The sequence below is a fragment of the Deferribacterota bacterium genome, assembly GCA_034189185.1.
Classification (GTDB): Bacteria; Chrysiogenota; Deferribacteres; order Deferribacterales; family UBA228; genus UBA228.
In genome coordinates this window covers 1-25,623 of sequence record JAXHVM010000002.1, presented here as the reverse complement: position 1 = coordinate 25,623, position 25,623 = coordinate 1, and the positions used below count along the sequence as shown (strand labels likewise).

Here is a 25,623-nt window from a genome sequence, read left to right as displayed (position 1 = left end):
GGAAAGTGTGAGTGATTTTAAAAATTCTGATAATAATTCGGCATTAATTCAAAATGTTACAAATATTGAAATCTTTAGGATATATCTTAAGGAGATTTCTTCATACCCAATACTAACAAGGGAAGAAGAGTCAGAATTAGCAAAGAAGATACAAGAGGGTGATCAAGAGGCTAAGGATTTGATGATAAAATCTAACCTTAGATTGGTTGTAGCAATTGCTAAAAAATATACTGGTAGGGGTTTATCTCTACCAGATCTTGCTATGGAGGGTAATATTGGGCTAATAAGAGCAGTTGAAAAATTTGACTATACAAAGGGGTTTAAATTTAGCACCTATGCTACATGGTGGATAAAACAGTCAATTGAAAGGGCACTACTAAATCAAACAAAAATCGTGCGTATACCTATACATATAACTGAGCTAATCAACAAAGTGTTAAAAACACAAGATAGGTTAAAACATAGGCTAGGCAGAGAGCCAACTATATCAGAAATTGCCAAGCACACTGATATAACCATGGATTTATTAAAAAGGGTGTATGATGCAATGAGGCAAGATTCTTCAATGGATTATCCTTTAAAGGATGATGAGAAGGTAACGCTCCATGAATTGATTGTTATTGAGAATGAAGAGCTAGATCCATATACAGTGGCACGTAACAAGAGCTTACAAAGACTTTTGAATAAGTTACTCGATTGTCTTAATGATACAGAAAAAGATATTATAATAAGAAGATTTGGTTTAAATGGATGTGAGCAGGAGACTTTAGAAAAGATTGGTGAGGATTTCTCTATTACTAGAGAAAGGGTAAGACAAATTGAAAAAAGGGTATTAGATAAATTAAAAAATCTAGTGAACAACAAAAGAATGAATATAGAGCAGATTTTATAAATGGTTAAAAAATACAATTTAGAAAATGAATTAATTATTAGAGAAGAAAGATTTAGAAAAAACCTAAGTCTTTATGATAGTGAATGGGCTTTGGCTGTTTTTTTTGATAGTTTAGATATATTCTATTTTACAGGAACTATGCAGAACGGTGTTTTTATAATTCCAAGAGACTCAGAATCATTATTCTTTGTGAAAAAGAGCTATGATAGGGCAATAATTGAAAGCCCTTTAAGAAATATTTATCCTATAAGGAGTTTTAGGCAGATAAAGGATCATATCAAGGCAAACAGAGGCAGATTATATATGCATAAGGCTAAAACAAATATACTTACCTCTGAGAGATTTAATAAATATTTTGCTTTTTCAGATATATTAGCCTTAGATAAGCCCTATTATATGACAAGAGCAGTTAAGAGTGAATATGAGATTGAAATGCAGAAGGCTTCTGGAATTATTTTGAGGGATGCCTTGGAAAAGTTTGCGAGAAACGAAATAAAAGAAGGCATTAGTGAATTTGAACTGGGATTTAAGATTTATAGTTATATGGTTGATAGAGGTCACGAGCTAATAACAAGGTCAAATAATTTGAGCATAGGATTGTTCACAGGGGATGTTAGTTTTAGTGAGAATGGTTGTTTTTATAACGCTCATGATGGTCCTGTTGGCTCTAAAGGCTTAAGTACTTCTGCGCCTTTTTTTGGGAGCAAAGAAAGGTTACTTAGAAAAGGAGATACAATTATCATTGATATGGTTTGTAATATAGGTGGTTATAATACTGACAAAACTATTGTCTATTGTCTAGGTAGTGCAGAGAAAAATATTGGATATGAGCATGAAAAGTGCATCGAAATTGAAGGCTTAATAGTTAGTATGATGAAGCCAGGTGGTATACCTGCAAATATATATGAAACAATAATGAATAGCTTAGATAAGGATTTTAAAATAAATTTCATGGGATATGGTTCAAACCAAGTAAAGTTTTTAGGTCATGGTATAGGGCTGACTGTTGATGAATATCCTGTAATAGCTAGAAGTTTTTTAGATCCTTTAGAGGAATCTATGACTTTGGCTGTTGAGCCCAAAAAATGTGTTGATAATAGATGTATAGTAGGCAGTGAAAATACTTATTTAATAACAAAAGAAGGTGCAATATCAATTACTGGCAATTGTAATAAAATTATAGAGCTTTAACTACCAACAATTCCTTCTAGCGCAGCATTTTCAAATCTAGTACATTCCTTTATGAAGGCAAGATAAGCCGTACCAGTTGGGCCATTTCTATGCTTAGATACTATAATTTCAGCTATACCTTGTAACTTAGTGTCTTTATTATAAACCTCATCTCTATATAAAAACAGGATTAAATCTGCATCTTGTTCTATTGCGCCAGACTCCCTTAAATCAGATGGATAGGGCCTTTTATCAGTTCTAGCTTCTACACTTCTGTTTAATTGTGATAATGCTATTATTGGGACATCAAGTTCTTTTGCTAGTGATTTTATTGATCTAGAAATTTCAGATATTTGCTGCTCTCTATTGTCAGCCCTACTGCCACCCATTAATTGCAGATAATCAATAATAATAAGATCAAGCCCATATTCTCTTTTCAGCCTTCTACATTTGCCCCTAATTTCCATAACTGATACAGCCGGTGTATCATCAATAAATAATTTTAATTCACTCAAATTGCTTCCAACTGCTGCAAGATTTTGCCATTCCTCTAGCGAAAGAGATCCATTTTTTAATTTTGTTGAATTTATTCGTGCCTCACTTGATATAATTCTCTGTACTAGCTGTCTAGCTGACATCTCTAATGAAAAAATAGCTACAGATTTTTTTAATTTACTTGCTATATTAACTGCAATATTTATTGCAAATGCAGTTTTACCCATACTAGGTCTACCTGCAACAATTGCGAAATCTCCAGGTTGAAAACCCTCAATTAATTTATCTAAGTCTATATAGCTAGTAGGTAAACCTGATGTGCTTCCTTGATTTTGATAAACAGTCTCTAGGCTGTGCAGGGCATCTTCAATCAAATTACCTAAGGGTTGCATATTATCACTTAATTTATATTCGGATAATTTAAAAACGTTTTTTTCAAGTTCGTCTAACAATTCATCTATATTACCAGTGCATGTGTAGGATTTTTCACTAATCTCCCTTGATATATTAATAAGCTTTCTTAGAAGTGATTTTTCCTTTACAACTTCTGCATAGTAAAAAATATTTGATGCATTTGGGAGCATCTCAACTAAGGATGATATATAAGAGTAATCACCTGCTTCTGCTAGCTTATTTTTATCTTCTAGTTTAGATACCAGAGTAATTAGATCTAAGGGCTTATTTTCCTTGCTAAGCTCTATTAGAGTTCCATAGATTAGCTTGTGATAGGGATGGTAAAAATCATCTTTATTTATAAAGTTAATAATTTTATCAAGTGCTCTTTCATCTAATATAATAGATGCTAAAACTGCTTGTTCAGCCTCTAAATTGTGGGGAGGTATTTTTGAGGTCGTATAATTAGCTTTCTCCATTTACTTCAACCTCAAGGGTAGCTTTTATATTCTTATATAAATTTATTGTTATCTTATGAGTTCCCAACTCTTTGATAGGGTTTTCTAGAGCTATTTGTTTCTTGTCAATATCAATACCTTTGTTTGATAATTCATTTGCAATATCCTGACTTGTTACTGCACCATAGAGACGTCCTTTTTCTCCAGATTTTTTTGTAAAACTTATTTTAGTCTCCTCTATTTTTTTAGACAATTCTTCTGCTCTTTTTATCTTTGCTGCTTCTTCTTGTAAAAGCTTTTCTTGCAGTTTCTTTAATTTCTCTCTGTTTCCTTTAGTTGCCTTTACTGCTAATTTCTTTTTAAAGAGATAATTCCTTGCAAATCCATCTTTAACATTTTTTATTTCACCTGCTTTAGCTACACCTTCAACGTCTTTAAAAAAAAGTACTTCCATTGTGTATTTCCTCCTTTAATATATCTTTTACTTCTTGAGCTGTAAAACCTCTTCTGATTAAGAAATTATATTTTTTTTCAACACTCTTTAAGTTCTTTTTCTCTAATAAATCATTCATTATATCTTTAAAATTATATCCATTTTTACTAGCAATATTATAGATTTCTTCTTCAGATGCTTCAATACCCTTTTTATATAATGTATATTTTATATATACTAGACCATATCCATTTCTAATTTTATTTTCAATAAACAGATTTTTATACCTTTTATCATCAATTAAGTGATTATTTTCAAGATCCTTAATAATTTTATCTATTGAATCTTCATCTAGACTAAATTTATTTTTTAATTTTAATTTTAATTCATATTTAGTATAATCTCTTCTAGCTAAAATCTTGTACAGATATTTTTTTGCCCTTAGATATATATTATCCATCTTTATTATTATAGCTTACTATCCCACTAACCTTTAGTTGAAAATTATCAGGGCTTGTAACCCATTTGATAGCTTCTTCGAAGGTAACCAGTCCTTTTTTGTAATGTTCAAATATAGACTGATCAAAGGTTTGTGATCCATAAATATTTTTACCATCCTCAATATAATCTTTTATACGTTTAATTTTTGTATTATCTACGATACATTCTTTAACTGCTTCAGTATTAACCATAATCTCAACTGCAGGGATTCTACCACCTCCTCCTGCTTTAGGCATAAGTCTTTGCGAGACAATTGCTTTTAAAACTGAGGATAGCTGGTATCTGATATTATTTTGGTGATAGGGCGGAAAGAGCGAGACTATTCTGTTAATTGTTTCTGGCGCATCAAGGGTGTGTAGCGTTGATAAAACGAGGTGACCTGTTTCAGCAGCCATTAGTGCTGTTTCTACAGTTTCCACATCTCTCATTTCACCAACTAAGATTATATCAGGGTCTTGCCTTAGTGATTGTCTTAATGACAATGAAAAAGAGGTTGTATCTGTCCCTAGTTCTCTTTGAGAAATAATAGATTTTTTATCAGATAATAAGTACTCTATAGGATCCTCTATTGTTATAATATTAACACTTTTTCTTTCATTTATATAGTTAATCATTGAGGCCAAGGTTGTTGATTTACCACTACCAGTAGTCCCTGTGATGAGTATTAATCCTCTGTTTTCAAGAGCTAATTTCTTTATAATACTTGGCAGGTTTAAACTATCTATATCTGGGACTTCAAAGGGTATGGATCTTAATGATAGGGCAATTGTCCCTCTTTGTTTGTAAGCATTTACTCTAAACCTGCCCAACTTTTTAAAGCCCACTGAAAAGTCAGCTTCATATTTTTCATCAAAAATTTTTTTTAAATGCTCTGGTATAATATGTTTTAGTATTTCTTCTGTATCTTCTGGTAATAATCTTGGAAAGGTATCTACAGTTTTTAATGTGCCATTTAACCTAAATACAGGGCTTTTACCAGCTTTAAGGTGTATGTCAGAAGCTTTTTCTTGTAATGCACGGTTAAAGACTTCTCTAAGATTATACATCTTTTCCCTCTCCCTTTTTATTGTTTGTATTAACGTCTGTGTTTAATAGGCCTAGCTTTTCTTTTATCTTTCTTTCCATTTCATCAGTAAGCTCTTTATTATTTTTTAGGAAATCTCTAGCATTTTCCCTGCCTTGCCCTAGCTTTGTATTATTATAACTATACCAAGTGCCTAACTTTTCTATTATTCCATAATTTACACCATAGTCTAAAAGTATTAATTCTCTAGATATGCCATCATTTAATATATCAAATTCTGCCTTTTTAAAGGGGGGTGCAACCTTGTTTTTAACTATTTTTGCTATAACATGTTTACCAATTGCTTCATCTTTGCTTTTAATAACTGAGGTATCTTTTACTTCTATTCTCATTGTGGCATAAAATTTTAGAGCATTGCCTCCAGTGGTAGTTTCAGGATTTCCAAACATAATACCTATTTTTTGCCTTATTTGATTTATGAATAATAGAGAGGTTTTTGTTTTACTCACTATTGATGCCAGCTTTCTCAATGCTTGGCTCATAAGCCTAGCTTGTAAACCCATATGAGCATCTCCCATATCACCTTCTATCTCGGCTTTTGGAGTTAGAGCTGCAACTGAATCTATAACTACAATATCAACTGCACCACTCCTTACCAAAGTTTCTGTAATTTCTAATGCAGATTCTCCAGTATCAGGTTGTGATACTAAAAGGTTGTCTGTGTCAACACCAATAGCCTTTGCATATGTTGGATCTAATGCGTGTTCTGCATCAATAAAGGCAGCAACTCCTCCAGCCTTTTGGGCTTCAGCAATCATATGTAGAGCTAATGTTGTCTTTCCACTTGATTCTCTCCCATATATTTCTACAATCCTACCCCTAGGTATGCCACCTATACCAGTTGCTATATCGAGAGATAGTGCTCCTGTTGATATAACAGGTAATTTTTCCTTTGCTCTATCACCAAGGCGCATAATAGAGCCTTTGCCAAAGTCTTTCTCTATCTTTGATAATGCTAAATCAATAGCCTTATATTTTTCTTTGTTGTCATCCATTTTTCACCTCTATGTTAACCTTTTTTGGTATATTTTTTTATAGGTTGGTCCCATTGATGATAATAAACTATTATATAAAATAATATGTTCAATTAAAAAGTTAAGGGGTTTAAAATTTTTATTTATAAAATTAATATTGTTATTAAATCCTTCAAGTGAATATACTTTTTTTACCCTAAAAAGCGTTAAATGTATTTTTAGGCTTTTATCATCGAAATGGATCTTATTTATTTTAAAACGTTTTCTAATTATATTATGTAGTATACTTAGTTTTTCTGATCTGCCTTCAACAAAACAAACTCTAGGTGTATTATTTTTGTAAAAACAACCTACACCATGTAGACTAATATCAATTTTCTCAAAATCTAATTGTTCTAGAACCTCAATAATATTATCCTTAGTCTTATTAGTTATTTCGCCAAAGAAGAATAAGGTTATATGATAATTTTCTTTTTTTACAAAGGAAGCCTTACAATATTCTTTAAATGATGTGGCTAATGAATAAAATAGATCTGGCCCACAAATTGGGGGCTCAATCCCCAAAAATGCCCTCATCCCTTGAAGCCCTGAGTATTAATGACATAGCTATACTTGCACTTCTTTCTCTTATATTATCCCTATTTCCTGATAGATAATATCTAAAGATTTTATATTTACCTTTATAATATAAGCCAATATATACTAATCCAACTGGCTTTTCAGGCGAACCACCACCTGGTCCTGCTATGCCTGTTATTGAAACCGATACATCTGTATTAAAGATTGAAGAAGCATTTAAAGCCATATCCCTTGCAACCTCATAACTAACGGCTCCTTTTTCCTCTAGAAGTTTTTTATCTATGTTTAATAATTTTATCTTTGCTTCATTACTATATACTATCACGCCTCCATTATATATGTTTGATGAGCCTGGTACATTTGTTATGTATTTTCCAACAAGGCCACCTGTACAGCTTTCTGCAGTAGAAAGTGTGAGATTCTTTTTTTCCAAACTTTCAACTACAACTTCTTCTAATGTCTCATCATCTGCACCAAAATAATAAGCTCTAAGCTTATCTTGTAGTACTTCTAGTGCTTCATTTAATAGCTTATCACTAGCAGATTTTAATCTAACAATAATTTTTCCCTTTGAAACATTCAAGGTTGTATTAACCTTTTGTGTAATATGTTCTTCTAATAAGACTTTGTTAACCGCAGATTCTGTTATATTTGAAAAATATAGGTCTTTTGTGTAGGTTTTATTTGGTTGATATTGCCTTGTCAGATATGGCAATACATAATCATTAAATATTTGTTTCATTTCACTTGGAATTCCAGGCAAAGCAACTATTAAGCTTTTATTAACTTTAACAGCGAATCCGGGGGCTGTACCTATACTATTTCTGAAGATTGTTGAAGACTCAGGCAATTCTGCCTGCTTGATTTGTTCTTGATCCAAAGTTTTTTTTCTTCTTCTAAACTTTTCCTCTAAATCTTTAAGGAGCTCATTATATAGTATCAGTTTTTTTTCACTAACTAGAGATATGCCTTTAGTTGTCAAATCATCAAATGTTGGGCCAAGACCTCCCGTTGTTATAATAATTTTATGCTTATTTAGGCTATTTTTTAAAGTATTAACAATAATATCCAAGTTGTCTGGCAATATACTTATTTGGTTAACTTTAAAACCATTTTTAACGAGTTTTTTAGATATATAAGAAGAATTTGTATCAATAGTGGAGCCATCTAAGAGTTCGTTTCCTATTGCAAATATTGCACAACTATTATTTATATTAAAACTATCCATAACCATAAAACTGCTAAGGTGTAGCAACCTGCTGCAATATCATCTAAAACTATTCCAAATCCACCTTTTATAGATTCAATTTTTTTTATAGGGTACAATTTTATAATATCAAAAACTCTAAAAAGAATAAAGGAAGATATTAAATAACTATATGTAAATGGTATAAATAATAAAACCAGCATGTATCCGCATGTTTCATCAATAATAATAGATTTTGGGTCTTTTATATTATAAAATTTTTCATAATAATCTGAGGATATTATGGCAATGATAAAGATAAATATGAAAAAAAGCAGTTTAAATAATAATATCTTGTTTGAAAAACAGTAAAATATTGGTATAGCAGCAAAACTACCAATAGTGCCAGGCATGTATTTTGATTTTCCCAATATACTTAAGGTAGCAGTGGACAATAAAATAGTGCTAATAGTTTTGTTCATCTTTGATGATATTGACAATGTTTTTTAAGTCTATCTTTTCTTCATATAATGCTTTGCCAATGATTATACCTTTTAAATTTTTGATATCTTTGACTTTACAAATATCACTAGCACAACTAAATCCCCCTGACGCTATTATGGGAATATTACTCTTTGTACAAACTTCTTTTAGAGAAGTTATGTTATAACCTTCTAAGGTGCCATCTCTTGAGACATCAGTATATATTATGCTTTCAACTGGAAGATTATTATATATATTTAAAAAGTCATCAATTGTTAATTTAGTCTGTTTTTGCCAGCCGTTAGATAAAACTATCTCATTATAAGCATCAAGGGATAGGATTATTTTTTTTGGAAACCTTTCAATTATTTTAATAGTTTGCTTCACATCTTTTATGGATAGCGTTCCAAGTATAATATACTTAACACCTAGGTTAAATAATTCTTCAACCCTTTTTATTGATCTAATGCCACCACCTATTTGAATGTTTACATGACTATTTTTTACGATCTCATCTATAATATCATAATTTATTTTACTACCATCTTTGGCACCATTTAAATCTACAATGTGCACTCTTTTAATACCGCACTTATTAAAATAATTAATGTAATCAAGGGGGCTGCCGCTGTAATAGGTGGGTTTATTGAAGTTGCCCTTTAATAATCTAACAACTTTACCTTCATAGATGTCTATTGCTGGAATAATAATCATAGATTAGCAAAATTTTTTATTATTCTAAGACCATATTTTGCACTTTTTTCTGGATGAAATTGCAAGCCATAAACATTATCTTTAGAGATAGCTGCTGAGAAGGATACTCCATAATCACAGGTGGCTATATTAAAATGATCTATATCAAAAGATGCAAAAGAATGATCAAAATAAAAGTATGTACTATCAGGGATATCTTTGAATAGATTATTTTCTTTTACTAATTTTATATTGTTCCACCCAATGTGTGGGATTTTTATTTTATTATTAATATTTTTTTGTGAAAATCTTTCGATCTTCCCAGGAATTATAGAAAGTCCATTGGTTATCATTATCTCATAACTTATCTCATATAATATGTGCATTCCCAAGCATATGCCAAGATAGGGTTTGCCACTATTTATAAACTGAATTAATGCTTCAGTTAAATTTTTTCTATTTAGTTCTTTTATACAATCTGGGAATGAACTAACACCAGGGAATACAAGTTTATCTGCTAGATTAAGTTCTTTAGCTTCTGTTATAACCTTTGCTTTTATGTTGTTATAGAGAAAGGCATTATAAACACTTTGAATATTACCCATTCCATAATCTAAGATAGAGATCATTACTGCCCTATTAAACCTTTAGAGGATGGAATTTTATTATCTGTGATTTTTACAGCATTTTTTAATGAATGAGCCAAGCCTTTGAATATAGCTTCTGCAATATGATGTGAATTTTTTCCATATCTCTTAGTAATATGTAAGGTTACATTAGAATTAATTACAAAGGCGTGTAAGAATTCATAGATTAGTTCAGTATCAAAATTTCCTATTTTATCTCTTTCTATTTGGACATCATAGTTTAAAAAAGCTCTGCCACTAATATCAAGTGCAACTTCTATTAATGTTTCATCTAAAGGTAGAAGGGCAAAGCCATATCTTGCAATACCCACCTTTTTATTGAGCGCTTCATTTAATACCTGTCCAAATACAATGCCTGTATCCTCAACAGTATGATGAAAGTCTACCTCTATATCTCCTTTTGCTTTAAGTTCTAAGGTAAAAGATGAGTGCACTGCTATTTGGGTAAGCATATGATCAAAAAAGGGTATTCCCGTAGATATACTAGGATCTTTGTAGTTATCCAAATTTAAATATATATTAATTGAGGTTTCTTTAGTTTCCCTTGTCTTCTGTGCTTCTCTTATATTTCTCATATTTATCATGTGTACTTGATTCAATTTTTTTTACAAGTTCTTCTGCTTTGTTTAAGTCGGTAGGAAAGTCTATCTCACACCATTTATAATCTGATACATTGTATATCGATACAATATCTTTTTTTGCTAACATATCAATAGCTGATAAGTACCATTTTTTTAAACCAGAAGGATCTCTCATTAATTTTTCTACTGTTTCTTTAAATAGTTTTGTGCCTTTACCTCTAAATAGATGTATACCAATTGCCTCCCCATTTGCTCTATTATGATCAATATGTTTGCCTACCTCTATTAATTTATTATTTTTTGTATCGCTTATAACCTTCATATCATCTTCGTCATATTTGTTCTTTATATTAACTGCAACTGTAATATAAGATAAGTTTGTACTCAATAGCTTTTCAATTAAAGAGCTTTCAAAGATATCATCACCGTTAATAATTAAAAAATCACTATTAAACTCTTCTCTTGTTATCCAGCATGTAGCTAAATTATCTGATACCTGATAGAAAGGATTATAGCAGAACTTAATATTTAAATCTAAATTACCATAGATACTATTTACATAATTTTCAACAGTGACGGATTTAAATCCAGTTACAATAATTATATCTTTAATCCCTGATTTATTAAGTGCATTAATTTGATGTTCTATTATTGTTATATTGTTAATTTTAATTAAACACTTAGGCCTATCCTTTGTTAAAGGAGATAGCCTCTTACCTTGACCAGCACTTAATAATATTGCTTTAGTTATACTTCTCATTGGGCAACAAAAATATACTATTGATAATAAGCTAATATTATATATAATTTAAAATATTTGTAAATAATTAATTTAAGGATATAAATTTGAAGAGAATACTTATAACAGGTGCTAGTGGGTTTATAGGTAGCAATCTATTGGAGGCATTGCAACCTAAAGGGTACAAATTGTATGCCTTAGTGAGAGATCCCTCAAAATTAGAAACACATAATGAAACTGTAGAAATTGTAAAAGGGGATTTAACGGATAGTAATTTGAAATTGCCAGAAGTTGACTATGTTTATCACATTGCAGGGGTAGTTAAGGCAAAAAATTATAGAGAATTCTATGATGTTAATTACATTGGCACTGTTAATCTTGTACGCAATATTTTAAAGCAGAAAAATAAGTTGAAGGGTTTCTTTTTTTTATCTACTCTCGCTATTAATGGGGGTGAAGAAGAGATTATTTCTTTTGATACAACTGAGAATCCAAAAACACACTATGCTAAAAGTAAATTATTGGCTGAATATCATTTATTGAAATATAGTGCAAACTTTCCAATTATTATTGTTAGACCAACAGCTGTTTATGGCCCTGGTGAAAGGGAATTGTTAAAATATTTTAAATTTGTAAAAAATGGCTATGGCCCTATTTTGAATAAAAATAGTTTTTATTCCTTTATATTTATAGTTGATTTAGTTAATATATTATTGCTATTATTGGAGAAAGAGAATAATATTAGGGGTATTGTCATAGCTTCAGACGGGAAAAAATATTTATGGGATGATGTTGTAAAGACTCTTTCTAAAAAAATGGATATTAAGCCAAGGTTTGTTTATATTCCAAAATTTTTTGTTTACGTTGCTGCAGCAGTTAATACACTATTAAACTACTTTAGAAAAAAACCTTCAATTTTAACTATTGACAAAATAAAAGAAATATTTAAAAAAAGTTGGTTCTGTGATATTAGCGATTTAAAAAATATTATAGGGTATAATCCAGTCTATGATTTAGACAAAGGCTTAGATTTAACATTAGAATGGTATAAATCAAATAGGTGGTTGTGATATGGGAGATATATTTAAAAAATGTTATCAATTTAGTTACAAAGTTGAGGAATTAAAAAAGGCAAATAAATATTTTTACTATAGGAAGTTGTCTTCAATACAAGGGCCCGAGGTTGTTATTAATGGTAAGAAATTTATTATGTTAGGGTCAAACAATTATTTGGGTTTAACAGAGAATGAAATGGTTAAAGAAGCAGCGATTAATGCAATAAAGACTTATGGAACTGGATGCGCTGGTAGCAGGTTGCTCAATGGATCTACTGAGCTGCATGAAGAATTAGAGGCTACAATAGCCAACTTTTTTTCTAAAGAGGCAGCTCTAGTTTTTGCAACTGGAATGCAAGCGAATTTAGGAGCTTTACAGGCTTTACTAAATGGCAATCCTTTGGATAGCCGTCCACTGGCAATATTAGATAAATATGATCATGCGAGTATTATAGATGGATGTAAGCTAGCGCAAAACGATTTTAAAAGATATCCTCACAATGATATGCGTGCCCTTGAATTATTATTACATTGTAATATAAACAGAGAGAAATTGATAATTGTTGATGGCGTTTTTAGCATGGAGGGTGATTTGGCAGATTTGCCATCTATAATCTCATTAGCTAAGAAATACTCTACTAGGGTTATGGTTGATGATGCACATGGTATAGGAGTATTAGGTGATGGGGGCCGTGGTGTTGCAGAATACTATAATTTAATGGATGAGGCAGATATTATAATGGGAACATTTAGCAAGTCACTAGCAACTATTGGTGGTTTTATTGCATCAAATAAAGAAGTTATTGAATTTATTAAACATGTGGGTAGATCAATGCTTTTTAGTGCAAGTTTACCACCTGCTCTTGTCGCTGCCGCAAAAAAAGCTTTTGAAATTATTGATAATGAGCCTGAAAGAAGAGAAAGATTGTGGAAAAATACAGAATTTTGGTTGGAGGGTTTAAAAAGTTTGGGTTACGATATAGGTAAAAGTTCTACACCTATAGTGCCTGTGATTATTGGAGACGAAGAAAAAACATATGAAATATGCAAACATCTAGAAGAACTTGGGATATTTGTAAATCCAGTAGTTCCACCTGCTGTTCCACCTGGTAGATCTTTGCTTAGAACAAGTGTGATGGCTACTCATACTGAAGAACAACTTGAAAGGGCGTTAGATGCTTTTGCAAAAGTAAAAAAGCATTATGAAACATTACAATTTACTGATAAATAAATTATTAGTATGTAATTATCAACTAGCCACTCAGCTATAGTAGCAAGCAAAATAAAGGAGGGCTCTGAGGCATCAAAAGGATAGCTGTGTTCAAAACTCAAAATTATACTTTTTGTGTCACTAAATATAAATTTTATCAGTTATTGATGTATTCTTTTATAAGTTTTTCTTAGTTAGCAATAAAATTTATTGAAATTTTTATCCCCGGCAAACTAAAAAGCAGAATCTTTATTCTGGTATATCTTTAGTTGTTCAAAATTATAGGAATAAATTCTGTTTTAGAATTTGACTTCTGACCTTATTAATGTCTTTATTTTATAATCTACACTATAGGGTTTAACGGTAATTCAAAAGAATAGGATGATGGGCCCTAAGAACTCATATGCATTCTTACAAGATAATCACTCTAAAAGGCCCATGATCCTAGCATTCACGACACAGCTTTTAAGCTTAGGTGATATTAATGGCCTTATTCTCTTCCAATTATGGCAACAGAAACAACATTTCTCATTGGTGCACCGCCTAAGTTATGCGTAAGCCCGTACTTCAGCCGCTTAACCTTTCTCTCTTCGGGTACTCGTTCGAGGAGTTGTTCATATATTGCATAAAGCATCCTTAGTCCGGACGCACCTATGGGGTGACCGAAGCACTTAAGCCCGCCGTCCACCTGGCAGGGGATGTAGCCGTCAAGATCGTAGAACCCACTCATAACATCATCATAAGCTCCACCTTTGGGTGATATGTGGAGATCTTCCATTGTAATGAGCTCAGTGATGGAAAAACAGTCATGTACTTCCATCATGCTGACTTCCTCACGCGGGTTTTTTATTCCCGCCTCTTTATAGGCTTTTGAGGCGGCTACTCTTGTAGTAACAAGATGTGCATTGTCCCATTCGGTGTAAAGCGCCTCTTCACCTGAGCTCACAGCTATTTGTAGGGCTTTGATAGTAATTATCCCCTGGTTTTTCTTAAGGCTTTTTGCAATTTCTGGTGTGGTTACAATAGCTGCTGCAGAACCATCACTTACTCCGCAGCAGTCAAAAAGCCCCAAAGGGTAAGCAATCATGGGTGCTGCTTTAATCTGCTCAGCGGTTACCGCTTTACGCAAGTGAGCCTTAGGATTAAGCGCCCCGTTTGCATGACTTTTCTCAGATATATGGGCCATAGCATCTTTTAACTTATCCATTGGAATTTTATGCTTGGCGGCATATGCGGTGGCTAGTTGAGCAAACAAACCTGGTGCTGTTGCATTTGCTCCCCGCATGAGCATTTCAGTGCCGAAGGCTGCTCCTTCGGGGAGACCACCGTAGCCTGTATCCTTTAGCTTTTCAGCTCCAAGTGCTAGCACAATATCGTAAGCACCGGCTGCAACAGAATAACATGCAGCTCTTAGGGCTTCAGTAGCTGTTGCACAGTAATTTTCTGTTCTTGTAACAGGTATATAAGGAAGATGGAGTGTTTCTGCTAGGGGGTTACCACCCTTTCCCACATTTATCTCGTCTATGTGTGTTCCGAAATAAGCAGCCTGGATGTCTTTTTTTTCAATGCCCGCGTCTTCTATGCATTCAATAAAGGATTCAAGTATTAAATCCTGTTCGCTTGATTCCCATCGCTCCCCAAACTTTGTACATCCCATTCCCAGAATTGCAACCTTATCTTTAATACCATCAGCCATAATTATACCTCCTTATTGATTGGCACTGCTTTCCAGAAATAACCAGAAATATCCCTTTTATAGTCCCGGTACTTCCGCCTGAAGCTCATCTCAACACTCATTCCGGTTGAAAGGCTTTCTAGGTCGCAGTCTGTAAAATCAAACATGTATTTACCTCCATTCTCAAATATCACCTGGCCGTAAATGGCAGGTGGATTAAGTGAGGCAGCAAGGTTGTCTCCGGTAAAGCTCACTATATGGCCTACTTTATCCGAAAAACAGTAGGGCTCCATTTCACCTATTGCGCCGCATTTTGGATTAACACAAACACTCTGTGTTGGGTATTGAACTGTTCCACACTTTTTGCATCTTACTCCCCACAGCCCGAGGATTTCACGCCTCATTCTCCAGAGCTGAGACCATCGGGTCCACTTGTCTTCTTCGGAACGAAGTCCTGCATCCGCAGGAAGGGTATCCCGCCAGACAAGGTACTTGGTATAGTTGTTAAGCTCAGCTCTATTGGAGAGGCTTCTTGAAAGGCCATATCTTTTTGGAAGGTTCTTTATATTTTCTGTTACCTCAAGGTAAATGGCATCACAACCAGAGCCAAAGCTAACAAGTAGAATCTTATCTCCTGGAGAGGAATTTTCAAGAGCGCCTGTCAGCATAAGTAATGTGTGGGGGCTTCCAGTCTCTCCCACTTGCTGTTGAAGGTTGTCTTGTTCTGTCTCAGACGAAATGCCAAGTTTCTTATTAATGGCCTTTCTTGCTCCACTATAGTGGCAGGGGTAGATTATTTTTGTAAAGTCAGATATCTTAAGACCTGTTTTTTTTAAAAGACCTTCAACAGCCTCGGGTAAAATATCCATATATCCAAGATCGCGTATCCACCTATCTTCCCACTGCCGATCATACCTGGCAAATTCTCCCCTGAAATGATCAACAAAATCGTAGGTTACAGAATAGGAATCTTTTGCTTCAGCAATTACATTATCAGTACCAATAATTACTGAAGCACCTGCATCCCCAAAGATCAGCTCCTGAGCGGAAGCTGGTTTGCCCAGCCTGGTATCCGATGCAGTTACAACAATATTGTTTACTCTCTTTGATTCCACGCCTTCAAGGGCTGCAAGGAAGGCTGTAGTTCCGCACTTTATGCCCCCAGAAAAATCAGCAGCTCTTATCTGATCGTTTAAGCCAAGAGCAGCTACTATAATCCCCGCATTAAGCCTTTCTTTGTAAGGCATTGTAGTTGATGCAAAATATACACCTTCTACACTTTGACGGTCCATATCCCTCAAGGCGTTCATACTGGCTGCCACAGCCATGGTGATTGAATCTTCGTCAAAATTTGCAACCGCTTTCTCGCCGCTTGCATTTAGAATGTTTGCAGGATTCATCCAGCCCATAGCCTGGTATATCAGGTTGCGGTTTAACCGGTAACGTGGCACATAACTGCCATAAGAAATTATTCCTGCCATTATTTCACCTCATAATATTTACAGACTTCCGCGATTTCCTCTAAACAACGAAAGGCTGCTACATTAAAACATCTTGTATTTCCACAACAAACATCATTATAGGAAAATGCAGCTGTTGGTAGATTTTTTTTAGTTTTAACGCAAAAATCAAAAGCAATTCTATTCCTTTCTTCTTTTTCCCCTAACATGTAATATTTACAGTTTAAGCAACTCTTCTTTTTAATTATTCTACCTTTTTATTTCCCTTTAAATTGAGCTTTTCTTTTCTCCTGAAACGCTCTTAATCCTTCTTTAAAATCCTCAGTTGATGCTGCAGAGCCAAAACACTCAGCCTCATAATATAGGGCTTTATCCAGATCCATCTCTATTCCTTTATTTATTGCAAGTTTTATTATTTCTAGAATGACAGAGCTTTTTGACAAAAGTTTTTGTATAAACTCATCCACAGCTCTGTCCAAATTGTCAGCTGGAACAACCTTGTTTAATAGTCCAATACTGTAAGCTTCGTTGGCATCAATCATGTCGCCTAACATATCAATTTCCATAGCCTTTGTCCTGCCTATAAGTCTTGTAAGCCTTTGAGTTCCTCCAGCGCCGGGAATAACACCAAGATTAACTTCAGGTTGGCCAAACATTGCGTTATCAGAGGCGATTCTGAAGTCACAGGCCATGGCTATCTCATTCCCACCGCCAAGGCAAAGTCCGTTTATTTTGGCTATTATAGGCTTCTTGATTCCCTCCATATGTTTGGTAACATCATGGATTGATAAAGCATGATTCTTTGCTTCTATGGGGCTTAACTTTAGTATTTCAGGGATATCAGCACCAGCTGAGAAAGCCTTATCGCCAGAACCAGTCAATACAATGACTTTGATGTTATCATCCCCCTCAGCATCAAGGATAGCATCACGTATCTCTGACAGTAATACAAAATTTAACGCATTTAGCACATTAGGTCTATTAAGGGTTATAGTGGCAATGTTATCCTTTTTATTATATATTATATTTTTATACTCTGTCATTATTATCTCCTTTTTTATTTAGATTTTTCTATTTTGGCTGCATGCGTATTGCTGAGTCAAGACGGATGGTTTCCCCGTTCAGCACAGGGTTGGCAATAATACACTGTACCATGAGAGCGTATTCGCTTGGCCGGCCGAACCTAGCAGGAAAAGGCAGCTGGGCTTCAAGGGATTTCCTTGCATTTTCAGGAAGCAAGGAGAATAAGGGAGTGTCAAAAAGTCCAGGTGCAATTGTGACAACTCGGATGCCGCTTCTTGCAAATTCTCTAGCAAGAGGGAGTGTCATTCCCACTATTCCTGCTTTTGATGCTGAGTACGGTACTTGGCCTATTTGGCCTTCAAATGCGGCAACAGATGCTGTGTTTATGATAACACCACGCTCTTCGTCAGCATTAGGGGTGTTGTTCATCATTTGAGCTGCTGCAAGACGGATTACGTTGAATGTTCCCACTAGGTTTACCTGTATTACCTTGTTGAAAGAATCTAGAAGCATAGGACCTTTTTTGCTCACAGTCCTTTCAGCTATTGCTATTCCTGCACAGTTTACCAGTCCGTTTATACTTCCGCAACTATCCAATGTCTTTTGGATGCTCTCTTGAACCTGAGCCTCATTAGTTACGTCAGTGTGGCAGTATATTGTGCTGTCTGAAAGTTCTTTGGCAAGTTTACTACCTTTATCATCTTGTACGTCAAAAATGGCAGCCCTGCCACCTTTTTCCACGATACTTCGGACCGTAGCTTCTCCTAATCCAGAGGCGCCACCTGTTACAATAAAAGTGCTTCCTTTTACTTCCATATACAAATCCTCCTTTTTCTAAAATATAATTATACTTATCAAGTAATTCGTTAAACATTAGACTATTTTTTAGAATTACTAACACCATTATATTTAATTTTTTAATTGAAGTCAAATAATTAATTAAAATTCGTAAGATAAATTTTGAAAATACGAACTTAGTTTCAAATATCATCTTATAGTAGATGAATTCTTAAATCTATAGTTTATTGAAGATGATGATTGATTTTCTATTAAACATTATTAGTTGATATTTTAAGAATAGCTGAATATAAACATCTGTAATCTATTAATTCTAAAACAAAGTATCTTTAAATTATTTTAAATTCCTTTTGGGTTTTATATTATAAATAATATTAAAGAGAGAAATAGTTATAAAAATTACATACATAATTTATAAATTGTCGAATTAGGTCTAATTGGAATCTAAAATCAGCTATACACATTAAATTTAAATGATAGAGAATTTTGCACTCTTGAATATTCTGTAATATAAATATACATAAAACTGATAAAGAGATAATTTTTAATACAATCTATTATTTAAAAATTAATTTATAAACGTATTAAATAAAGATGGTATAAATAGAAGTTTATATCTAGTTTTTGTGATTTTTATGTCTAAATTTTTTCAATGTTAAGGTTGCCTAAAAATTATTTTGATATATTGGAAAAACCATAACTACTCATTTGCATTTATTTTAGTTTCTTTTGTGTTCACAAGAGACATGATAAATTATATCAAATTTAACATAAAATAACTGAAAAATTAATATAAACGCGCCCAGGAGGAGTCGAACCTCCAACCTACGGATTAGAAGTCCGTTGCTCTATCCTATTGAGCTATGGGCGCAATTTATAAAAAATATTTTTTAACGAATAATTACTCATTGTCAAGATGATAATATAATATATTATTGATTTTATCAATATGAATTCTAGATGAAATAATAGAATAATTTTTAAGCTTAGGAGAAACTAATATATGATATATGTAGGCACATCTGGGTTTAGACATAATAGTTGGGTAGATAAAATATATCCAGTCTCTTTACGCCCTACCAATTATTTAAAGTATTATATAAATAATTTGGGCTTAAGTTTTGTGGAAATTACTTTTACATTCCATAAAATGCCTTATTATAAAACAATAGATCAGATAGCTGAAAATATTGGGAACAATTCTTTAGCATTATCTATAAAATTATATAAAGAATTATTGAAAGAATCGTTAAATGAAGAATATGTGAGGACCTTTATTGATGCTTTAGCCCCGCTAAATAAAGATAATATAGTCTATGTTTTATTGGCTGATTTTCCTTATAGTTTCACTGCCTCTAGAAAAAATGTTGAAACAATACTCAATCTTAAAAGGTTATTTGAAAAAAATATTTTTTTTGTTTCATTACCCCATAGGTCATGGTATAAAGAGAGATATTTTAATTTGTTTAGGGAAAAGAATATAGGAACAATCATCCATTATATTCCATTGCATAGTGAGGATATGACGCCTTTTACTCCCATAACAACCAATAAATATGCTTATTTTAGAATATACAGTAATAAGTTTTTATATTTACAGTCAATGAATAAAAATATAGCATTTAACTACAATACTAAACAATTAAAGAGTATAGCTAATGAGGTCAATAAGCTTTCTATTGTAACAAAGGATACTTTTGTTGCTTTTTGCAATATAAGGGATGGATATTCAGTGTATAATGCACAAAGTTTAAATAAAATTTTAAAGGAATACAATGATGAGCCATAGACATTTAGTTGAACTATACAATAAGAAGTTTTTAAATTCAAAATTATTATTTGAGAATTATAAAAATATATTTCCAAGAGGAGTTTGTCATAATATTAGAAACATAAAACCTTTTCCCTTTATAACAAAAAAGACTAATAATATTTATTTATATGACATTGATGATAACAAGCTGATAGATCTATGGATGGGTCACTATACACATATACTTGGCCATTCTAATATGGCTATTATAAATAAAGTTAAAGAGGTTTTAGATAATAATGCCCATGTTGGAACAGTAAATATATATCAATATGAATTAGCCGAAATTCTTTGTGATGCTATTCCCTTTATAGACAAATTAAGATTTTGCTGCTCTGGGACTGAAGCAACAATGTATGCTACAAGGGTTGCGCAAGCTTATACTGGTAAAAATATCATTGTTAAAATGGAGGGTGGCTGGCATGGGGGCAATCCAGATCTATCACACTTTATTCAAGCACCTTATGAAGGAAAAATCACTAACCATACTATTGCAATACCTTTTAATGATAAAAAGACTTCAGAAGAGCTGCTTGAAGCTTATAGGGGAAAGATTGGGTGTATTATTTTAGAACCAGTTATGGGTTCAGTTGGATCAGTGCTTGCTACAAATGAATATTTATCGTTTTTAAGGGATTATACAGAGAAGAATAATATAGTTCTTATTTTTGATGAGATTATATCAGCGTTTAGGTTTTGCTATGGCAGTATTTCAAATTTATATAATATTGAGCCTGATTTAATAACTATGGGCAAGATTATAGGCGGGGGTTTTCCAATTGGTGCATATGGTGGCAGAAAGGATATAATGGAAATAATAGAGAAAAAGGATATTGTTGTAGGGGGGGGTACATTTTCAGCAAATCCAATAAGTATGGTTGCTGGTAAAGAGATGTTAAAATTATTAAAGGACAAAAATTACACTTTTTTAAATAAAATGGGTAGTACCATTAAAGATAAAGTTAATAGTTTTCTAAATGAAATGAATTTAAATGCTTTTTCATCAGGTTATGGTTCAATGTTTAGCTTAATTTTTGTAAAAAACGAAGATTATATATATAATATGCCCTCAACATTTATATATGACGTTGATAGTAAAATGAATAACATGTTTCAGGCTGTCGCACTTCTGGGAAATATGTTTACAATGCATGGTGGTGGGGCTTTAAGTTTTTTGCATTTAGAAGAAAGCCTAATTAATAAGATAATTGAGATATACTATGATTCTTTAGTTTTATTAAGAGAGAATTTAGATGAATAAGAAGAATAAAAAAGCAGCAGCATTAAGATATAGACAACAAATAGATAATGCACCTAAACTAGTTGCAAAGGGTCAAGGTTCTGTTGCCGATGAGATTATAAAAAAGGCAAAAGAATATGGTATACATATAAAAGAGGATGCAGATTTAATTGAGGTTTTATACTCTCTTGATATTAATGAAGAGATTCCTGCAAGCTTATATGAGGTTGTAGCCAAGTTATTAGCTGAATTATATAAGATAAATAATCTAAAAGATTAGCTTTAACCGGTGTTGACAAAGAAACTTATAGGTATATTATAATTATTAGCACTCAATTAAGTAGAGTGCTAATGGTAGAGATTATGTTAAGCGAAAGAGAGAAAAAAATATTTAAAGCTATTGTCGATTTGTATATAGAGAAGAGAGAACCAATAGGTTCAAGATATATTGCAAAACACGGGCCTATACCTGTATCAGCTGCTACAATCAGGAACATTATGAGTGATTTAGAAGAGAGAGGCTTGATTACTCACCCCTATACATCTGCAGGTAGAATACCCACAGATGAAGGTTTTAAATATTATGTTAATGAGTTGATAAATATTGATGCTGTAAATAATCAGATATCTGAGAGATTGAAACAAGTTATTGAGGGATCAAATTTTGAATCTATATTTGAAAGACTATGCAATACCATAAGTGAATTGACGAATAGTGTGGTATTTATTTTTGAGCCAAATATAAGTTCAATGGTATTAAAGCATATACATTTTGTTAGAATCAACAATGAAAAGGTTATAGCAATTATTGTTACTAAAACTGGCATAGTGCATAATGTAATGTTAAATTTAGATGCTAAAATTAAAGATGACGAATTAAAGAAGATATCTAATTATTTGAATGATAATTTTGTGGGCAAGAATCTATTTGAAATAAAGAAACATATTAGTAAACAATTAATGATAGACAAGGAACATTTTGATAGGATAATGGATGCTATTAGAAAAGGTGGAGATGATCTATTCAAAACAATTAATAAGAATTTTGTGTTTGTAGCTGGAACACCAAATATAATTGATGGTGAGTATATAAATGATGCTGAGAGATTAAAAAATCTACTAAAATCTATTGAAGAAAAATCCTTTATTTATAATATTATAAATAAATGTTTAAACGCGAAAGAAGTAAAATTATTTATTGGTTCAGAGATAGGGGAGTCTATTCTAGAGGATTATGCACTACTAACAAAAAATTATAAAAGCGAAAATATAGTAGGTTATCTTGGTGTTTTAGGTCCAAAAAGTATGTCTTATCCGTCAGTAATACCAATAATTAACTATACAGCTGATTTTTTGTCAAATTTACTAAAACAATATGGAGGTTATGATGACAAATAATGGTAAGAATGAAGAAATAATCGAAGATTTAGAGGAATTTAAAAGGAATAGAACAGAAGATGGAGATGATCATAATACAGGAGAAGAACTTATTGAAAATAAAGAAGTTTTGGATAGATTAGAAAAAGAATATGAGAGATTAAAGGAAGAAAATAAAAAGTTAAAAGAGGAAATGGGCAAAAAAAAGGAAGAAGTTCTGCGCATAATGGCTGATTACGAAAATTTGAAGAAAAGGCTTATAAAGGACAGTGATTATAAAATTAAAAATGCTATAAGTAAATTTGCTGTGAGCATCCTTCCCGTGGTTGACCATTTAGAGATGGCCCTAAGTCATTCTAAAGAAAGTGCTTCCTTTGAGTCATTGTATGAAGGTGTTGAATTAACTTTAAAACAATTTAGAGACGCATTAAAGAAACATGGGGTTGAGGATATTAAGGTAGAGAATGATGAAAAATTTGATCCAAACTTTCATGAAGCAATGATGATTGAAAGTAGGGATGATAAGGAGAATAATGTAATAACAAAGGTTTTACAAAAGGGTTATCTTATGCATGGTAATGTTATAAGGCCTGTTAAAGTTGCTGTAAATAAAAAAGAAAAACAAGACAAGGAGGTTGAAAATGGCGACTAAAAGCGGAAAAGCTATAGGCATTGATTTAGGCACAACAAACTCTGTTGTAGCATTAAGAGAAGGTAATAATACAAAGGTGATTATAAATGCTGAAGGGCAATCTACAACACCTTCAGTTGTTGCTTTTACCGAGAGTGGGGAGCGCCTTGTTGGTTTGTTAGCTAAGAGGCAAGCTATCACAAACCCGGAAAATACAATCTTTAGCATTAAAAGATTGATGGGTAGAAAATATAGCCATCCTCAGGTTAAAAAAGCAAAGGAGATCTTACCTTATAAAATAGTTGAGGCAGAAAATGGTGATGCCTGGGTGGAAGTGAGGGATAAGAAATATTCTCCACCAGAGATATCAGCAATGATATTACAGAAACTCAAAAAGACTGCTGAGGATTATCTAGGTGAAACTGTAACAGATGTGGTAATAACGGTACCCGCATATTTTAATGATGCACAAAGACAAGCTACTAAGGATGCTGGAAGGATTGCAGGTTTAAATGTGCTCAGGATAATCAATGAGCCAACAGCAGCATCACTTGCATATGGTTTAGATAAAAAGAAAGATGAAAAAATTGCAGTATATGATCTAGGAGGGGGAACCTTTGATATCTCAATATTAGAATTGGGCGATGGTGTTTTTGAAGTTAAATCAACTAATGGCGATACCTTTCTAGGTGGTGATGATTTTGATAATAGAATTGTAGACTTTCTTGCAGAAGAGTTTAGGAAGGAGAATGGAATTGATCTAAGGAAAGACAAGATGGCTTTACAAAGATTAAAGGAGGCAGCTGAAAAAGCTAAGCACGAACTCTCATCAGCATTAGAGACGGAGGTTAATCTACCCTTTATAACTGCTGATCAAAGTGGACCGAAACATTTGGTTAAAAAATTATCTAGGGCAAAACTAGAATCATTAGTTGGAGACCTAGTTGAAAGAACACTAGAGCCCTGTAAGAGAGCCTTGGAAGATGCAGGATATACTACAAGTGATATAGATGAGGTAATCTTAGTAGGTGGTATGACTAGGATGCCCTTAGTGCAACAAAAGGTAAAGGAATTTTTTGGCAAAGAACCACACAAAGGTATAAATCCAGATGAGGTTGTGGCAATTGGAGCAGCTATTCAGGCAGCTGTTTTGAAAGGTGAAGTCAAGGATGTGTTGTTGTTAGATGTAACACCGTTATCACTTGGTATTGAAACATTAGGTGGGGTTATGACTAAGATTATTCCAAGGAATACAACTATCCCAACTAAGAAAAGCCAGGTATTTACAACTGCTGCCGACAACCAAACGTCAGTTACAATACACGTATTACAAGGTGAGCGCGAAATGGCAAAAGACAATAAATCAATAGGAAGGTTTGACTTAGTTGGTATACCGCCAGCTCCAAGAGGAATTCCTCAAATAGAGGTAACCTTTGATATTGACGCAAATGGTATTTTACACGTAAGCGCTAAAGACCTAGGAACTGGCAAGGAACAATCTATAAGGATTACTCCAAGTAGTGGCTTGACTGAAGAAGAAATTGATAGAATGGTAAAAGAAGCTGAAATGTATGCCGAGGATGATAAAAAGAAAAAAGAATTAATAGAGGTAAGGAATCAAGCAGATAATATAATATACTCTACAGAAAAATCGTTAAAAGAACACGGTGATAAAATAGATGAAAATACAAAGGCTGAGATTGAGAAAGCTTTAGAGGAACTTAAAAAGGTTCAGAATGAGGATGATATAAATAAAATTAAGACAGCTATCGAGAAATTGACTAGTGTTTCACACAAATTAGCTGAAGAGATATATAAGGCATCACAAGCTGGGCAGTCTGCTGGAGACCAAGGTGATGCTGGGCAAGCTGGCAGCACAAGTGAAGCAGGTTCTAAGTCGGCTGGCGGTACCAATGAAGCTGGTAGTCAAGACGAAGATGTTGTAGATGCAGATTATGAAGAAGTAAAAGATGATGATAAGAAATAAAAAAGGGCGTGATCACGCCCTTTTTTATTTACATCTATAAAAATGC

Annotated in this window: 27 protein-coding genes and 1 tRNA gene; 10 read left to right on the top strand and 18 right to left on the bottom strand. The window is 32.9% G+C overall.

Features of this window, described 5'->3' with window-relative positions; all coding sequences use genetic code 11:
• Positions 1-7: 7 nt before the first annotated feature.
• Together SVN78_00325 and SVN78_00320 are read left to right on the top strand one after the other, a co-directional pair.
• Positions 8-892 carry a sigma-70 family RNA polymerase sigma factor gene (locus SVN78_00325; GenBank protein MDY6820049.1) on the top strand — a complete coding sequence of 295 codons (885 nt, stop codon included), beginning with the start codon at positions 8-10 and terminating at the stop codon, positions 890-892.
• Positions 893-2,083, top strand: coding sequence for a M24 family metallopeptidase (locus SVN78_00320; GenBank protein ID MDY6820048.1), 1,191 nt, complete (start codon positions 893-895; stop codon positions 2,081-2,083).
• Here the strand turns inward: SVN78_00320 and dnaB are convergent.
• From dnaB to SVN78_00260, 12 genes are read right to left on the bottom strand one after another with little or no spacing between them, the layout of a single operon-like run.
• On the bottom strand, positions 2,080-3,429 hold the full coding sequence (dnaB, locus tag SVN78_00315) for a replicative DNA helicase (protein ID MDY6820047.1): 1,350 nt from the start codon (positions 3,427-3,429) through the stop codon (positions 2,080-2,082). The genes SVN78_00320 and dnaB overlap by 4 nt on opposite strands.
• Complete coding sequence (gene rplI / locus SVN78_00310) at positions 3,416-3,862, bottom strand: 50S ribosomal protein L9 (GenBank protein ID MDY6820046.1); 447 nt, start codon at positions 3,860-3,862, stop codon at positions 3,416-3,418. The genes dnaB and rplI overlap by 14 nt, the downstream gene beginning before the upstream one ends.
• Positions 3,843-4,301: a regulatory protein RecX gene (locus tag SVN78_00305; GenBank protein ID MDY6820045.1), complete on the bottom strand. Its 459-nt coding sequence runs from the start codon at positions 4,299-4,301 to the stop codon at positions 3,843-3,845. The genes rplI and SVN78_00305 overlap by 20 nt, the downstream gene beginning before the upstream one ends.
• Positions 4,294-5,388: a PilT/PilU family type 4a pilus ATPase gene (locus SVN78_00300; GenBank protein ID MDY6820044.1), complete on the bottom strand. Its 1,095-nt coding sequence runs from the start codon at positions 5,386-5,388 to the stop codon at positions 4,294-4,296. The genes SVN78_00305 and SVN78_00300 overlap by 8 nt, the downstream gene beginning before the upstream one ends.
• On the bottom strand, positions 5,381-6,421 hold the full coding sequence (recA, locus tag SVN78_00295; GenBank protein MDY6820043.1) for a recombinase RecA: 1,041 nt from the start codon (positions 6,419-6,421) through the stop codon (positions 5,381-5,383). Before recA ends, SVN78_00300 begins: the two co-directional genes overlap by 8 nt.
• A gap of 9 nt (positions 6,422-6,430) precedes the next feature.
• Complete coding sequence (gene thpR / locus SVN78_00290; GenBank protein ID MDY6820042.1) at positions 6,431-6,976, bottom strand: RNA 2',3'-cyclic phosphodiesterase; 546 nt, start codon at positions 6,974-6,976, stop codon at positions 6,431-6,433.
• Entirely contained in the window at positions 6,954-8,207 is a 1,254-nt protein-coding gene (locus tag SVN78_00285; GenBank protein ID MDY6820041.1) for a competence/damage-inducible protein A, read from the bottom strand. Before SVN78_00285 ends, thpR begins: the two co-directional genes overlap by 23 nt.
• Positions 8,189-8,647, bottom strand: coding sequence for a phosphatidylglycerophosphatase A (locus SVN78_00280; GenBank protein ID MDY6820040.1), 459 nt, complete (start codon positions 8,645-8,647; stop codon positions 8,189-8,191). The genes SVN78_00285 and SVN78_00280 overlap by 19 nt, the downstream gene beginning before the upstream one ends.
• The gene (hisA, locus tag SVN78_00275) at positions 8,631-9,362 is read right to left on the bottom strand and encodes a 1-(5-phosphoribosyl)-5-[(5-phosphoribosylamino)methylideneamino]imidazole-4-carboxamide isomerase (GenBank protein MDY6820039.1); all 732 of its coding nucleotides are present in this window, start codon (positions 9,360-9,362) and stop codon (positions 8,631-8,633) included. The genes SVN78_00280 and hisA overlap by 17 nt, the downstream gene beginning before the upstream one ends.
• A complete protein-coding gene (gene hisH, locus SVN78_00270) occupies positions 9,359-9,970 on the bottom strand; it encodes an imidazole glycerol phosphate synthase subunit HisH (protein ID MDY6820038.1) in 612 nt (203 codons plus the stop codon). Before hisH ends, hisA begins: the two co-directional genes overlap by 4 nt.
• Entirely contained in the window at positions 9,970-10,563 is a 594-nt protein-coding gene (hisB, locus tag SVN78_00265; GenBank protein MDY6820037.1) for an imidazoleglycerol-phosphate dehydratase HisB, read from the bottom strand. The genes hisH and hisB overlap by 1 nt, the downstream gene beginning before the upstream one ends.
• On the bottom strand, positions 10,523-11,329 hold the full coding sequence (locus SVN78_00260; protein MDY6820036.1) for a phosphocholine cytidylyltransferase family protein: 807 nt from the start codon (positions 11,327-11,329) through the stop codon (positions 10,523-10,525). The genes hisB and SVN78_00260 overlap by 41 nt, the downstream gene beginning before the upstream one ends.
• Positions 11,330-11,415: 86 nt before the next feature.
• On the opposite strand from SVN78_00260, the gene SVN78_00255 reads away from it, so the two are divergent.
• Complete coding sequence (locus SVN78_00255) at positions 11,416-12,378, top strand: NAD(P)-dependent oxidoreductase (GenBank protein ID MDY6820035.1); 963 nt, start codon at positions 11,416-11,418, stop codon at positions 12,376-12,378.
• Position 12,379: 1 nt separating this feature from the next.
• On the top strand, positions 12,380-13,594 hold the full coding sequence (locus tag SVN78_00250; protein ID MDY6820034.1) for a pyridoxal phosphate-dependent aminotransferase family protein: 1,215 nt from the start codon (positions 12,380-12,382) through the stop codon (positions 13,592-13,594).
• 469 nt (positions 13,595-14,063) lie between these two features.
• On the opposite strand, the gene SVN78_00245 is transcribed toward SVN78_00250, so the two are convergent.
• The 6 genes from SVN78_00245 to SVN78_00220 all read right to left on the bottom strand — a co-directional run bounded on the left by SVN78_00245 (position 14,064) and on the right by SVN78_00220 (position 19,400).
• Complete coding sequence (locus SVN78_00245) at positions 14,064-15,269, bottom strand: acetyl-CoA acetyltransferase (protein MDY6820033.1); 1,206 nt, start codon at positions 15,267-15,269, stop codon at positions 14,064-14,066.
• A gap of 2 nt (positions 15,270-15,271) precedes the next feature.
• Positions 15,272-16,729 (bottom strand): zinc ribbon domain-containing protein, encoded by a 1,458-nt coding sequence (locus SVN78_00240; GenBank protein MDY6820032.1) that lies wholly within the window; start codon positions 16,727-16,729, stop codon positions 15,272-15,274.
• A complete protein-coding gene (locus tag SVN78_00235) occupies positions 16,729-16,917 on the bottom strand; it encodes a hypothetical protein (protein MDY6820031.1) in 189 nt (62 codons plus the stop codon). Before SVN78_00235 ends, SVN78_00240 begins: the two co-directional genes overlap by 1 nt.
• Before the next feature lie 48 nt (positions 16,918-16,965).
• Positions 16,966-17,751: an enoyl-CoA hydratase-related protein gene (locus SVN78_00230; GenBank protein MDY6820030.1), complete on the bottom strand. Its 786-nt coding sequence runs from the start codon at positions 17,749-17,751 to the stop codon at positions 16,966-16,968.
• A gap of 28 nt (positions 17,752-17,779) precedes the next feature.
• On the bottom strand, positions 17,780-18,547 hold the full coding sequence (locus tag SVN78_00225) for a 3-hydroxyacyl-CoA dehydrogenase (protein MDY6820029.1): 768 nt from the start codon (positions 18,545-18,547) through the stop codon (positions 17,780-17,782).
• A gap of 779 nt (positions 18,548-19,326) precedes the next feature.
• Positions 19,327-19,400: transfer RNA gene (locus SVN78_00220), tRNA-Arg, on the bottom strand.
• Positions 19,401-19,532: 132 nt separating this feature from the next.
• Between SVN78_00220 and SVN78_00215 the strand changes: the two genes are divergently transcribed.
• The 6 genes from SVN78_00215 to dnaK all read left to right on the top strand — a co-directional run bounded on the left by SVN78_00215 (position 19,533) and on the right by dnaK (position 25,577).
• Positions 19,533-20,318, top strand: a complete 786-nt coding sequence (locus tag SVN78_00215; protein MDY6820028.1) for a DUF72 domain-containing protein — start codon at positions 19,533-19,535, stop codon at positions 20,316-20,318.
• Entirely contained in the window at positions 20,305-21,603 is a 1,299-nt protein-coding gene (locus SVN78_00210; GenBank protein MDY6820027.1) for an aminotransferase class III-fold pyridoxal phosphate-dependent enzyme, read from the top strand. The genes SVN78_00215 and SVN78_00210 overlap by 14 nt, the downstream gene beginning before the upstream one ends.
• Positions 21,596-21,862 carry an EscU/YscU/HrcU family type III secretion system export apparatus switch protein gene (locus SVN78_00205; GenBank protein ID MDY6820026.1) on the top strand — a complete coding sequence of 89 codons (267 nt, stop codon included), beginning with the start codon at positions 21,596-21,598 and terminating at the stop codon, positions 21,860-21,862. The genes SVN78_00210 and SVN78_00205 overlap by 8 nt, the downstream gene beginning before the upstream one ends.
• 71 nt (positions 21,863-21,933) lie before the next feature.
• Positions 21,934-22,980: a heat-inducible transcriptional repressor HrcA gene (gene hrcA, locus SVN78_00200; GenBank protein ID MDY6820025.1), complete on the top strand. Its 1,047-nt coding sequence runs from the start codon at positions 21,934-21,936 to the stop codon at positions 22,978-22,980.
• Positions 22,967-23,611, top strand: a complete 645-nt coding sequence (gene grpE, locus SVN78_00195) for a nucleotide exchange factor GrpE (protein ID MDY6820024.1) — start codon at positions 22,967-22,969, stop codon at positions 23,609-23,611. Before hrcA ends, grpE begins: the two co-directional genes overlap by 14 nt.
• Positions 23,601-25,577: a molecular chaperone DnaK gene (dnaK, locus tag SVN78_00190; GenBank protein ID MDY6820023.1), complete on the top strand. Its 1,977-nt coding sequence runs from the start codon at positions 23,601-23,603 to the stop codon at positions 25,575-25,577. The genes grpE and dnaK overlap by 11 nt, the downstream gene beginning before the upstream one ends.
• Positions 25,578-25,623 lie beyond the last annotated feature (46 nt).